The following is a 13,134-nucleotide window of genomic DNA, read 5'->3' on the forward strand; positions in this document are numbered from 1 at the left end:
ACCCCGATCAGGCGTTCCGGGCCGTGCTCTGCACGAACTCCTCGGCATGCGCGCCGACGACCCTTCCCTGAACGCCACCCGCAGCCGCCTTGGACGCCTCGCCCGTCAAGGCTTCCTCACCCAACCCGGACGAGGTCACTACTGGAAAACGGACTTAACGACCTCTGAGGGCCTTCAGGAAAAGCGCCGTCACTCCTCTGTCGGCCTGCATGAACGCGAGGCTGAAGGGGAGGTGGCGGCGCTCTGGGACTTCTCCGGGACTTTCGGCCGGTACCGAGGGCTTCCGGTCGCTGCGCACTCGACAAGATGCGTCATCGGAAAGGTGCCGACCCGGGCGAGTCACGAAAAGGGCGGGTCAGGATCTGTTCCTCGGCCCGCTGCCCGGCGTGCGGGCGCCCAGAGCGTCGAACGAGCGTCATGACCGACAGTCCACGCCTCCTTCTCGGGGCAGAACACGCTGCCCACTCCAAACGGTTCGTGCAGCGCACCCGCACAGGAGGCGATGAACAACCGCTGAAGGGCCGGCACGCCGAGCACCAGCAGCGTGGCCCGCTTCGTGATCGCGTTCACGCAGGCGGGACACGCCCGAACGGCTGTGGCCCAGGTGCTCGCACGTGATCGGCCCATCATCACGCGGCCGAGCCGCCGGCCGCCCCGGCTCCCGATCACGTAGTGCCCGTTCACTGTCCGCACGCCTCCGGATTGGGCGGAAGAACAGATCTGCGCCCGGGGCGTGCGGGTGTGCGCACGTGTCTGATTGACTCCGCGCCCACCCCCACACCGGTACTCGCACCCCTTCCGGGGTGCTGGATCAACGTGAGCGGAGCCGCCCACATGTCCTTCGGACCGCAGCCCCGGCACGGGCCGCCGCACCGTGACGAACCCGCAGCCGGCGCGCGACCTCCGGCGGAGCACGAGCGACGCGACGCCGAGGAGGCGGCGCGACTGGCCGTCGGGCTGCGGCTCGGCGTCCGGATCGCCGTCGCCTGGCTGCTCTACGTGCTGCCCGCCGCCCTCATACCGGCCGTGTACGGCACGCGGGTCGCCGGACCGGTGAGCCTCGGCGTGATCCTGGCCGTGGTGCCCTTCGCCGTCGGTGTGCACGCGCTGGTGGTGTACGGGCGACGGGTCGACCGGCTCGAGCCGCAGTCGGGTGCCCGGAGGTGGTCGTGACCACGCTGCTCGATCCCTCGTCCCGGTCCCTCGTCTTCACCGTGTTCTCGGTGTTCGTCGTGATCTGCCTGATGCTGTGCATCGTCACCGGCGCCGACGAGGACGACCGGGCTCTCGTACGGTCCGACAGCCGTCGGCTGCGCTCCTGGCAGCAGGGCATCGCGATGGGCGGCGACACCACCACGGTCGCGACGGTCACCGTCCTGGTGGGCATGGTCGCCACGTTCGGCTTCGACGGCCTCGGCGTCATGCTGGGCAGCCTGATCGGGGTCATTCTGCTCCTCGTGCTGATCATCGAGCCGCTGCGCAGGCACGCCTCGCTGACGGCCGCGGACATGCTGGACGCGCGCGGCAGCGGCGGGCCCGCCGTACGCGTCTCGTGGGGCGTGGTGACCCTGCTCGTCTGCTTCCCGCTGCTGGTCGTGCAGTTGGTGGTGGTCGGCAACGTCGCCGCGGCGCTGATCGGGCAGCCCGGTATACGGACCGGCTGCATCGTGGTGATCGGCTGCGTGATGACGGCGCTGGCCGTCAGTGGCGGGATCCGGGGCACGGGTGTGGTGATGATCGCGAAGTCGGCGATCGCCCTGCCCGTGCTGGCGGTCACTGCCGTACTCGTGTTCGACCGCTTCGGCTGGGACCCCGGGCGGCTGCTCGACGCCGCCGCGCACGGCTCGCGGATGGGCGAGGCGTATCTGCGTCCGGGCGGCTACACCGGTGAGGGGTGGGTGGGGGCCGTGAACCGGATCGGGCAGACCTTCGGCATGTCGATGGCCACGCTGGCGATGCCCGCCGTGCTGATGCGGGCGATCTCGACCAAGAGCCCGCGCGGCGCCCGGACCGTCGGCCGCTGGATGCTCGGCGAACTCACCCTGCTGTACGGCGTGCTCAGCGTCGTCGGCGTCGGTGCGGCGGCCCTCGTCGGCGAGGCGCTGCGCGAGGCCGGTCCGTCGGCGCAGGTGTTCACGCCGCTGATGCTCGGGCGGGCGCTCGACAGCGGCGGCATCCTGGTCGCGGCCATGGCCTGCGTCCTCTTCCTCACCGCGCTCGCGGCCGTGGTGGATGTGACCCTCGCCGCCGGCATCGCCCTGGGACGGGACGTGCTGGGTGCGTCCGGCAAGGCGGACGGCAGGCGCCCGGCGGGCAAGGCGGACGGTGCCGCGTCACGGTGGTCGGCGGCATTGACGGGGGCGGTCTCCACGGTCGTGGCGGTCGTCGCCGCCGACTGGAACCTGGTGGTCGTCTCGACGCTCTGGCTCGCCCTCGGCGGCGCCGCCCTCGCGCCCGTTCTGCTGTACGCCCTGTACTGGCCCGGGTTCACCGCCCGCGGTGCGCTGTGGTGCCTGTGGGGGGCCACAGTGCTGAGCATCGCGGCGCTCGCGCTGTCGCCGTACACGTCCGGCACACCCGAGTCGATCTTCCCGGAGCACGACTTCAGGATCTGGGACGTGACGATCCCGGGCCTGGTGACGGTGCCGGCCGGATTCCTGCTGGGCTGGCTGGGCAGCGTCACGGATCCGCGCCGGGCGGCAGGCGACGTACCGGGTTCAGAGCGTCGCAGGCAACTGGACACGGTCTGAACCATCCGCGTGCCGCCCACCGATGACTTCCGGTGGGCGGCACGGTCGTATCCGGTACACGCACCCCGATTCGGAGGACACCATGCCGCGGAAAATCACCGCCAGCCTGTTCATCTCGCTCGACGGCGTCGTCGAGGCGCCCGATCAGTGGCATTTCCCGTACTTCAACGACGAGATGGGAGCCGCCGTCGGCTCGGGCCTGAACACCACGGAGGTCCTGCTCTTCGGCCGCAGGACATACGACGGCTTCGCCGGCGCCTGGCCCGAGCGGGAGGCGGCGGGCGGCGAGGACGCGGGCTTCGCCGAGCAGCTCGGCGACATGCGGAAGATCGTGTTCTCACGCCGGCGGCTCGACCTGGCATGGCGGAACTCCGAGCAGGCGCAGGGGGACGTCGCCGAGGTCGCCGCCGCGCTGAAGAGCGAGCCGGGCGGTGACATCTCGCTGAGCGGCTCGGTTTCCGTCGTCCGGCAGCTGCTGGCCGCGGGCCTCCTCGACGAACTGCACCTCTTCGTCCATCCCGTCGCCGTACGCAAGGGCATGCGTCTGTTCGACGAGGGCGAGCCGTCGATCCCGCTGAAGTTGCTGAAATCGGAGACGTTCACCACGGGCGTGCTGAACCTCGTGTACGGGCCCGACACCGCGCCGCCGACGGGCGGTTACGAGGAGGCCGTCGCCACGCTCGGGGAGTGAGGGCCACCGCGGAAGACGGAGGCCCGGCCGCCCGGAGCTCCCCGGTGTCGCCCCGCACGGTATGAACGGCGGGGCAGCACCGGCCGGTTGCCGTGGTGTCACCAGTTCTTGTACCGGACGTCGCCGAGGCCGCAGAAGGCGCAGTCGGGGCTCAGGAAGTCCTGTGTGCGGCGGAATTCCTCGTCGGCCAGGTGCCACCGGAGCCAGGCGGTGATGATGTGCCGGCCGTTGCGGGTGGCAAGGATGTGGTCGGTGCCGTCGAGGATGTTGAACCACACCGGCACGTCGGTGTGGGTGTAGTCGCGTTCCATGTTCGCGGTGGCGAAGTCCTCGTCACCGCCGATGTAGAGGGCCGGGTTGCGGAGGCTGTCGGGGCCGTTGCCGTCGAACGAGCCTCCGGCCACGTGGATGGTGGTTTCCAGCCGCGGTTCATCGGCCACGTCGAACGTACCGATGGACCCGCGGGAGTGGCCGCCGAAGGCCACCTCGGAGGTGTCGAGGTCCCCGTACAGCGGACTGCTCGGACTGGCGTTCTGGTCCTCCAGCCAGTCGAGGGCGTCGACCATGTAGGCGCCGCTGCTGGACGAGACCTCGCTGTAGACGACGAACCCGTGCGAGGCCCACTGACGCAGCATGTCCTCGTAGTCGGCGGGGTCGGACCCCGCGCCCGGGCCCCAGACGAAGACCGGGTGGTCCACACCGTCCTGGCCCGCGTTCGTCGGGTGCACCAGCCAACCGTCGTTGCCGGGACCGGCGGAGTCGTCAACGGTCACCGAGTACGGGCCGGGCTGGGTGACGTCGTCCACGGGTGGCAGTGACCCGGTCGGCGGGTCGGTCGGGCCTCCACCGCCGGCGGCCTCGATCAGCACGTCGTCGACGGTCAACGTCTCCAGGAGGCTGTTGGCGTCCAGCGAGAACCGCAGCCGCAGGTCACCACCCTCGACGGAGTCCGGCAGGGGGAACGACACCGCGCCCGTGGCGGTGCGCGCCGATTCCAGCGCGGTGAACGAGCCACCGTCGACCGAGTAGGCCACGGTGAAGGTCTCACCGAGGTCCAGCCCCGATGCCGCCCGGGTGTAGGACAGTGTCAGGTCGCCGTACCCGGTCAGATCGATGGGTGCGGACACCATGGACGGGTCGGAGGACAGCGACCCACTGAGCCGGGCGCCGTACGTTCCGGTCCTGACGGAACCGGAAGCGGTGAAGGTGCCGAGCCCGTCGGAGAAGTCCTCGCTGTGGACCGGCGTGGCGGCGGAGGCGGGGGGTGTCGCAACGCCCGCGGTTCCCAAGGCCGTGATGCCGACGGCCACGGCGCCGAGTAAGCGCAGGCGCCCGCTGATACGAGACATGTCCGAGATCCCTTCCGGCCGCGCCGGTCGACTGCGTCGGCGCACCCTTGCCGGTTGCGCGAGTCGTGCCTGCTTCCGATCCCCCGGATCGTTCCGGGATCGGCTCGCACCGAGTCAAGCGGGCAGTCGGGATGGGGGAATCGGTGAAATCACCGGCCGGGCCGACGTCGGCGGACAGGGCGAGCAGCACGACCGGGGCGCCGGCACTCCGGTCATGGGCCGAGCGTCGTCGGCTTCGGGGCGTTCTCGGCCGGGACGTTGCCGTTGCCGCACATCGCCTGCCGGTACAGCGCCGACAGCGCGTCGTCGATGGGGTGGCGCTGCGGCAGCCCCGAGGAGTCCGGAATCCGCCGGCGAAATCCCGCCGGCACGGCGGCCGGGTCCAGGCCCGTGCGCTGCGTCAGCGATTGCCGCCGGGAGCAAACGGCCGCTGATCCTGGAGAAGCCGCTTGGGAGACGGGGGCCAAGTGTGGAAATCCAGGGCCCCGACGGAGTGGTGAGGGCCGCCCACGGCCTGCCCGCGAAGATCTCCTCCGAGTTCCCGAGCGGTGAGCTCGAGGCGGGCCCTCTGCCCCTGAACTTCGAGCTCGTCCTTCCGGCCGCCGCGATGTGCCCGGGCCGCACCCTCCAGGACGCCGTGAAGGACAGCACCACGCCCGGTGAGGGTTCATCCACCCTCACGGTCGGTGTCCGCGGTCCGGCCATCAGTCGGCATCGAGCCGCCCACGGCATCGACGCCTCCAGCGACCCGCTGGTCGTCTCATGGCCTCCGGACCCGAACTCCCCGGCCGACGGCGCGGGCCCGTTCCCGGGCAACCGAGCGCTCCAGTCGGCCACGGAGTGCTTCACCCGGCCGACTCGGCGCTCAGCTCGGCGTCGTTCGTGTGCTCCTTCGAAAGAGGTGACGTCGAGTCGCGCCGACCGCCACCGACCACATGCACCGCCGGCCGGTGCGCTGTTACCGGAGGGTGTACTCGCACATGTGCTTGCCCTCGACGCCACCCGGGTCCTCGGCGACCTTCTTCCCGTCGACGCTGATCGAGCAAGGGGCTGCGCCGAGCTGGCCGTTGGACAGCTTCACCGATCCCGGCACGATGGACACGATGATCCCAACCTTACGTTCGGTGCTGTTCAAGGTGAGTTTGTCCGACTTCTTCCACGGCAGCGTGACCTGCTCGGAGCGGTTCGTGTCGAGGTTGTAGTAGACGCTGGACTTGCCCTCGCCGCCGACTTCGAAGGTGACCTCGTACGTCTTGTCCTGGCCGTCGGAGGCCGGCTTCGACGGCGACGTGGCTGCGCCCTTGTCGGCGCTCTCCTTCTTGTCGTCGTCGCTGCTGCTGCCGCACGCGGTCATCAGCCCGACTGCCGCGACGAGCGCCGTTATGGTCGTTGCCCTGCGCATGCGTGTACTCCCCGTGGTACGGATGTGGCCTGTGGTACGGAATGATCCGCCCGAGACATCGTATGCGTGGCGTTCTCCGACGTCGGGGGCGGGCCGCCGGCCGCCGGGCCCGGCGAGGGGGCTCGTGAGGGTGCCGGTGGACCGGTCCGCCACGTCACGTCGCGCCGGGTCACCTGGCCCAGGACCCTGGCTGGTACTGCAACGGTGCTTGCCGAACCGGCGATCCTGCGGACCCTGGGCCTCCCACCGCCACCCGCCCCGTGCGGAAGGACCCGCATGATCCCGCCGTCCTGGACACCGGGCTTGATCCGGGGTCACTTTCCATCGACCGGCAGGGGGCACGGTTCAGGTTCTGGACCACTTTCCGCACTCAGGCCACGGAAGAGATCCAGAACCACGGTCCGAGGAACGGCGACACCCGAGTAACAGCCGGCCGGAAGGCACCGGCCGGCGAACCCGGCTCGCGCGTGTCCGGAGCCTCGACGAGCGGACGACCGCCGCGCTTCCCGCGCGCCCGGCCTGCCGCCGTCCATGCGGGGAAAGGCCCGCACCACGGACGTCACCTCGGACGCACGGCACAGCCCCGACGCCACCACTCGACTCCGGAAAGGGCGGCGCCCACGGGTGTCCACTGGCTGGGCATCAACGGTCGTTCGTCGTCGCGGACATCACCCTCGGCAGCGACGCCGCCTCCTGGATCCGCCCCCACCGGCGTCCGGCACAAAGGGACGGGCCTACGGGCGACGCTCCGGTCGGCCCTGGAGCAGGACAAACGCGCCACCGTGGCGCCCCCGCCCACGACGGGACGCCGAGCCCACCCTTGCATGCGTGGGGCCCCCGCACTTCGCGCACCGTGCCGCTGAACAAGATCGCAGTACACCAATCATCGTGCGGAAACAAGGTATTGACGGGTCAGTCACCTCCTCTTAATGTCGCCCCTGGTACGGATGACGTACGGAGCGTACGGAATGCGTACGGCTGCAACTGTTCGAGGAGGAACACCATGAGCAGCATGGCCACAGGCGCGGCCACGGGCGGAAAAGCCGCACCCGGCGCAGTCCTGGTGCGGCATCTCCCCCGGCTGATCGGCGCCGTCGTCTTCACCTGGCTGTTCGTCTGGCCGCTGGTGATGCTGGTGTACGGGGCGTTCAGGACGTCCCCGATCGGGGTGAACCCCAGCTGGACCATGGAGGGTGTCACCCGGGTGTTCACCGACCCGGGAACCTGGAGCACCCTCGCCACCTCCCTGGTGTACGCACTGGTCATCACCGTCTTCGCGATGGCGATCGCGGTCTTCTTCGCGGCCGTGAGCACCCGCTTCGACGTTCCGCTCCGCCGTTGGATCACTCCGGCGATGATGGTGATCGTCGCGATGCCGACCGTGCTCTACGCCCTGGCGTGGGCCATGCTCGGCGCCGGGGAGTCGGGCCTGATCCACAAGTCGCTGTCCACGGTCGGCCTCGGCTCGCTGGCTCCGCTGCTGGAGACCCGCAGCTGGTTCGGGCTCATCGTGGTCACGGCGCTCAAGGCGGGCGCACTGGCCTACCTGGTCGTCGTCGGCGCCTTCCGCAACCGCAACGCCGCCCTGGAGGAGGCCGCCCGGATCAGCGGAGCCTCGGGGAGGCGGGCCTTCTTCGGCATCGAACTGCCCGCGCTGATGCCCGCGATCCTCGCCGCCGCCCTGTACGTCTTCGTGAAGGGGCTCGAGGCCTTCGAGACGCCCGCGATGCTCGGGGTGCCCGCCGGCATCGAGGTCTACTCGACGCACATCTACGACTACCTGCGCGGCGGGCTGCGGCCGGACTACGCCGCCGCCTCCGTGGCCTCGCTGGTCATCGTGCTGATCCTGGCGGCGCTGGTCGCACTGCAGTGGCGGCTGACCGGCGGCGGACGTTCCTACTCCTCCGTCGGCGGACGCGCCAAGGCCGGAAGCCTGCGGTCGGCGGGCCGGGCCCGGACCCCGCTCACCGTGGCGATCACCCTCTTCCTGCTGGTCGCCCTCGCGGTCCCCACCGTCCAGGTCGTCCTCAGCGCCTTCCAGCCGTACCTGGGCGTCTCGACGCTGACCACGGCCAACATCGAGCGTCTGCTCGCGGACGACGGCGTGGTCAAGGCACTGCGGAACACCCTGACCGTGTCGGCGATCGGCGGCGCGCTGGCGGTCCTGCTCGGCTTCGTCGTCGCCTACGCCTTCGTGCGCATGCGGTCGGCAGCCGGCCGGTTCATCCAGATGGCCTCGTGGGTTCCCGCCGCCATGCCCGGCCTCGTCCTGGGGCTGGCCCTGCTGTGGTCGGTGCTCACCACGCCCGGCGGCAGCAGCCTGTACGGCACGATCTGGCTGCTCGTGATCGGCCTGGCCGTGGCGACCGCGCCGCTGGCCACCCGCACCCTGGAGGGACCGCTCTCCCAGATCGGGGTCGAACTGGAGGAGGCCGCGCGGGTGTTCGGCGGCAGCCCGCTGCGCGCCATCGGCATGGTGACCGCACGCATCCTGTCGCCGAGCCTGCTCTCGGCCTGGTTCCTGGTCGGCATCACGATGTCCGGAATCCTCGACGTGCCGATCCTGCTGGGCTCCACCGACACCCAGATGATCGCGACCGTCAGCTTCTCCTACTACAACAACGGCGAACCGGTGATGGCCTCGGCCCTCTACGTCGTCTTCACCGCCTGCCTGGCCGTGCTGGCCCTCGCCCTGGCCGCCCTCGGCGCCCTCGTCCGCCTGCTGCTCCGAAGGGCCGTGCCCGAGACCGCGCCCGCCACCTACTCCGACTCCGAGAAGGAGAACGTCCGATGACCGGGATTTCCGTCAGGGGTGTCACCAAGTCCTTCGGCGCCAAGACCGTCCTGGACGGGGTGGACCTCGAGGTCGCCGACGGCGAGTTCGTCTGCCTGCTCGGCCCCTCGGGCTGCGGCAAGAGCACCCTGCTGCGCTCCATAGCCGGTCTCGAGAGCCCCAGCTCGGGCAGCATCCACCTGGGTCACGAGCCGGTGTACGACAGCTCACGGAAGCTGAACCTGCCGCCCGAGAAACGCGAACTGGGCATGGTGTTCCAGAGCTTCGCCCTGTGGCCCCACAAGACCGTGTTCGACAACGTCGCCTACCCGCTGAAGCGGCAGCGGGTCGAGCGCCGCGAGATCACCGAACGCACCCGCGAGGCACTGTCGATGGTCGGTCTGCTCGACTTCGCCGACTCCTACCCCGGCACCCTGTCCGGCGGTCAGCAGCAGCGCGTGGCGCTGGCCCGCGCCGTGGTCGGCCGGCCCCGCCTGCTCCTGCTGGACGAGCCGCTGTCGAGCCTCGACACCAACCTGCGGTCCCAGATGCGGCGCGAGATCCGCCGCATCCAGCAGCACCTGGGCGCCACCGCGCTGTACGTGACGCACGACAAGGAGGACGCGGGAGGCCTCGCCGACCGCATCGCGGTGCTGCAGCAGGGCACCATCGTGCAGCAGGGCCCGCCGCGCGAGGTGTTCGTCCGTCCCCGCACGGCTTTCGTCAGCGAGTTCGTCGGGTTCGACAACTTCCTGCGGGCCACGGTCACCGAGACCGGCGACGGGATGTGCACCGTGGAACTGCCGGGCGGCAACCACCTGCGGGCGGCCGTCGACCGCCCGGTCGCCCCGGGCGACCGGGTCACGGTCGCGGTCCGCTCCCGGCTGGTCCGCGTCCACCCCGAGGGCCGGGAGACCGACAGCGGCAACGTCTTCCGCGGCACCGTGCGGTCCAAGTCCCACCTCGGCGACGACGTGGAGATCGTGGTGTCCGACGGCACCACCGAGATCGTCGCCCGGGTACGCCCCGGATACGCCGACGAGGTGACCGTCGGCGAACCGGCCCTGGCGGCACCGCCGGCGGGCGCGTCGGTGGTCGTCGCGGTGGGCGAGGAGGACCGGAAGCAGCCCGCGTCCACCGCCCCCGTCCCGGCGGTGGCCTGAGAGCAGGCCGGCCCGAGAACCCCCGTCACGCGGCCGGCCGGCGGCACCGGCGCTCCTTCGGGCGTTCCCCCCGCCCGGACGCCGGTGCCGCACCCCTCACCTCCGCACCCCACACCTCCCGCTTCCACGCGGCGGCCTCCCCACGACCGCTCCGCCACCCCTGACACCGGCCGGGGAGACCGCCCCCGGCACCCCGCCCGCGCACCCCGACCGTACGAAAGGCCACACCGCCATGAGAAGAAAGCACCTCGCCCTCACGGCCGCCCTGCTCTCCACGTGCCTCACCCTGACGGCGTGCGGCGGCTCGGACTCCGCCCCGGAGGTGACGGACGCCTCCTCCCTCACCGAGCTGTACGAGGTGGCCAAGAAGGAGGGCGAGATCCTGGTCTACGGCCCGACCGAGGACCTCTACGCCGAGGTGTACGAGGAGTTCGAGGCCGCCTACCCCGGCATCAAGGTGAAGACCACGGACATCTTCGGCGCCGAGCTCGACTCCCGGCTCGAGGGCGAGCTGGTCGCCGGCGGCTTCGAGGCGGACCTGCTCCACATCGGCGTCTCCGACATCGAGCGCTACGCCGCCTCCGAGTACCTGTCGTCCTTCCGGCCCGTCGAGGCGGACGCGCTGGAGGACGCCTACCGGGGCGAGGAGGACCTGTGGAGCGTTCCCTCCCAGCACCTCTACGCCACCGTCTACAACACCAAGACCCTCGACGAGGCGGACGTCCCGGACACCTGGGCCGAACTCGGCGACCCGGAGTGGAAGGCCGGGCAGGGCGTCTCCGACCCGTCCATCAGCGGCGCCGCCCCGCAGGTCCTGTCCGCCGCCCTGGATGCGGGGGTCGTCGACGAGAAGTGGCTGGACGACTACGCGGGCAAGGTCAAGCCGAAGGTCTTCCCCAGCGTCGCCACCGCGCTGCAGGCGGTCACCACCGGTGAGACCCAGGCGTCCCTGGTCGCCGGATACGGCACCTACATGCGGCAGAAGGCCGCCGGAGCCCCCCTCGGCTACGCGGTCATGAAGGACGGCGGCTACATGTCGGACGTCGCCTACGGCACCCTCGACGGCAGCCCGCGCCCCAACGCCGCCCGCCTCCTGGTGAGCTGGATGTTCTCCGAGGAGGGCCAGAAGTCCGTGGCCGAGCACATTCACGAGTTCGGCACCATGCCCGGCGCCCCCGAGCCCGAAGGGGCCGAGGAACTGGGCGAGTTCGAGCCGATCACCTACCCCGGTGCCGAGCGCTACGAGAAGGACCTCGAGCTGCTCGGCGAGAAGTTCTGACCACGCGCAACCAGTGGATCCACAGGCAGAAATGGAAGACATCGCACCCATGGACGACATCGTGAGAACGCAGGTACTCGTCGTCGGCGCCGGCCCGTGCGGCACCACGATCGCCAACCTGCTCGGTGTGTACGGCATCGAGAGCCTGCTCGTCGACAAGGCTCCCGAAGTCGTCGACTTCCCCCGGGGCGTCGGAGTGGACGACGAGTCGCTGCGCGTCTTCCAGTCGGCGGGACTGGGCGAGACCGTGCACGCGGACATGATCCAGAACCAGCTGCTGCGGTACTTCGACTCCTCCGGCCGCTACCTCGTGGAGATCGCGCCCTCCGCGCAGCCCTTCGGCTGGCCCCGGCGCAACTCCTTCCTGCAGCCCATGCTGGAGAAGAAGCTGCGCACGGGACTGGACCGCTTCGCCCACGTCGGCCTGCGCGTCTCGACGGAACTGCTGACGCTGGAGCAGGACGACGAAGGGGTCACCGCGCGGATGCGCGACGGCTCCGGTGAGGAGTTCACCGTCCGGGCGGACTACGTCGTCGGCGCGGACGGCGGCCGCAGCACCGTCCGCAAACTGGTCGGGGCCACCCTCGAGGGTTCCACGCTCGGGGCCCGCTGGCTGGTCGTCGACCTCAAGGACGCCGAGCTGCACGCCCCTTACGCCGGCAACTACATCAGCAGCACCCGCCCCCACGTGTCGATCGACCTGCCCTTCGGCTACCGGCGCTTCGAGTTCCGGCTCGCCGAGCACGAGACCGACGAGGAGATGCTCAAGCCGGGGGCGGTCGAGCACCTGATCCGCAAGCACTTCGACTGGGACGGCCCGATGCCCGGCCTGGAACGCGGCCGCATCTACCAGCACCACTCGCGGGTCGCCGACCGCTTCCGCACCGGCCGGGTGTTCCTGGCGGGCGACGCGGCCCACCTCCAGCCGCCGTGGTTCGGCCAGGGCATGAACTCCGGCATCCGCGACGCGGCCAACGTCGCCTGGAAGCTGGCCGCGGTCCTGGCGCACGGCGCCGACGACCGCATCCTCGACACGTACCACACCGAGCGCCACGGCCACGCCAAGGCGATGGTGGACCTGGCCACGACCCTGGGGAAGGTCTACTCCCCGAAGACCAAGCTCGGCGAACGGGCCCGTTCGCTGCTGCTGCGCGCCAGCGTGCGCGTCCCCTCGGCCCGGGACTACATCCTGCAGATGAAGTTCAAGCCGATGCCGTTCTACCGCCAGGGCGTCGTGGCCCACCGGCGGACGGACGACGCATCGCCGGTCGGCAAGATGTTCATCCAGCCCGCGGTGGAAACCGAGGACGGTACCCGGCTGCGGCTGGACGACGCCGTGGGCCCGTGGTTCGCCGTGATCGGCATCAACATCGACCCCGCCGACCACCTGTCGGAGGAGTCGGCCGCCTACTGGCGCTCCCTCGGCGCACAGCTGGTACGCGTCAACCGCTCCCGGGCCGGGAAGCACCTGCGCACCACGGACGCCGGCACCCTGCTGCTGGACGACACCGCCGGGGGCTTCCGGGACTGGCACAAGGGCGACCGCTCCCGCGAGATCGTCGTCCTGCGCCCCGACCGCTACCTCGCGGCCACCTGCGCCGGGGGCGAACTCGACGACCTCACCGCACGGTTCCGCCGCATCGTGCCGGTCCGCGAACCGGCGGTCCGCACCTGAGGGCCGGAACACCCGGAAACCCGAGGTACCCAGGCATCCGAGAAAAGGCTCA

10 protein-coding genes are annotated in these 13,134 nt (G+C 70.7%); 7 read left to right on the plus strand and 3 right to left on the minus strand.

All coding sequences use genetic code 11. The features are described from left to right. Window positions 1–834: 834 nt before the first annotated feature. The 3 genes from ACIF80_RS33030 to ACIF80_RS33040 all read left to right on the plus strand — a co-directional run bounded on the left by ACIF80_RS33030 (window position 835) and on the right by ACIF80_RS33040 (window position 3,441). Window positions 835–1,173, plus strand: a complete 339-nt coding sequence (locus tag ACIF80_RS33030; protein ID WP_399811495.1) for a hypothetical protein — start codon at window positions 835–837, stop codon at window positions 1,171–1,173. Further along, window positions 1,170–2,750, plus strand: coding sequence for a transporter (locus tag ACIF80_RS33035; RefSeq protein ID WP_399811498.1), 1,581 nt, complete (start codon window positions 1,170–1,172; stop codon window positions 2,748–2,750). Before ACIF80_RS33030 ends, ACIF80_RS33035 begins: the two co-directional genes overlap by 4 nt. An 82-nt stretch (window positions 2,751–2,832) precedes the next feature. Further along, a complete protein-coding gene (locus tag ACIF80_RS33040; protein WP_399811500.1) occupies window positions 2,833–3,441 on the plus strand; it encodes a dihydrofolate reductase family protein in 609 nt (202 codons plus the stop codon). A gap of 98 nt (window positions 3,442–3,539) precedes the next feature. Here ACIF80_RS33040 and ACIF80_RS33045 read toward each other — a convergent pair whose 3' ends face one another. The 3 genes from ACIF80_RS33045 to ACIF80_RS33055 form a co-directional block, all read right to left on the minus strand. Next, window positions 3,540–4,790, minus strand: coding sequence for a hypothetical protein (locus ACIF80_RS33045; RefSeq protein ID WP_399811502.1), 1,251 nt, complete (start codon window positions 4,788–4,790; stop codon window positions 3,540–3,542). 212 nt (window positions 4,791–5,002) lie between these two features. Beyond that, complete coding sequence (locus tag ACIF80_RS33050) at window positions 5,003–5,161, minus strand: hypothetical protein (RefSeq protein WP_399811504.1); 159 nt, start codon at window positions 5,159–5,161, stop codon at window positions 5,003–5,005. Window positions 5,162–5,748: 587 nt separating this feature from the next. Next, entirely contained in the window at window positions 5,749–6,192 is a 444-nt protein-coding gene (locus ACIF80_RS33055; RefSeq protein ID WP_399811506.1) for a hypothetical protein, read from the minus strand. 1,003 nt (window positions 6,193–7,195) lie between these two features. On the opposite strand from ACIF80_RS33055, the gene ACIF80_RS33060 reads away from it, so the two are divergent. The 4 genes from ACIF80_RS33060 to ACIF80_RS33075 all read left to right on the plus strand — a co-directional run bounded on the left by ACIF80_RS33060 (window position 7,196) and on the right by ACIF80_RS33075 (window position 13,082). Next, the gene (locus tag ACIF80_RS33060; protein WP_399811509.1) at window positions 7,196–8,986 is read left to right on the plus strand and encodes an ABC transporter permease; all 1,791 of its coding nucleotides are present in this window, start codon (window positions 7,196–7,198) and stop codon (window positions 8,984–8,986) included. Beyond that, window positions 8,983–10,128 carry an ABC transporter ATP-binding protein gene (locus ACIF80_RS33065; protein ID WP_399811511.1) on the plus strand — a complete coding sequence of 382 codons (1,146 nt, stop codon included), beginning with the start codon at window positions 8,983–8,985 and terminating at the stop codon, window positions 10,126–10,128. Before ACIF80_RS33060 ends, ACIF80_RS33065 begins: the two co-directional genes overlap by 4 nt. 232 nt (window positions 10,129–10,360) lie before the next feature. Beyond that, entirely contained in the window at window positions 10,361–11,407 is a 1,047-nt protein-coding gene (locus ACIF80_RS33070; protein ID WP_399811513.1) for an ABC transporter substrate-binding protein, read from the plus strand. A gap of 49 nt (window positions 11,408–11,456) precedes the next feature. Then, entirely contained in the window at window positions 11,457–13,082 is a 1,626-nt protein-coding gene (locus tag ACIF80_RS33075) for a bifunctional 3-(3-hydroxy-phenyl)propionate/3-hydroxycinnamic acid hydroxylase (protein WP_399811515.1), read from the plus strand. The last annotated feature ends 52 nt before the right edge of the window (window positions 13,083–13,134 follow it).

The sequence above is a fragment of the Streptomyces sp. NPDC085927 genome (assembly GCF_044540975.1).
Taxonomy (GTDB): domain Bacteria; phylum Actinomycetota; class Actinomycetes; order Streptomycetales; family Streptomycetaceae; genus Streptomyces; species Streptomyces hirsutus.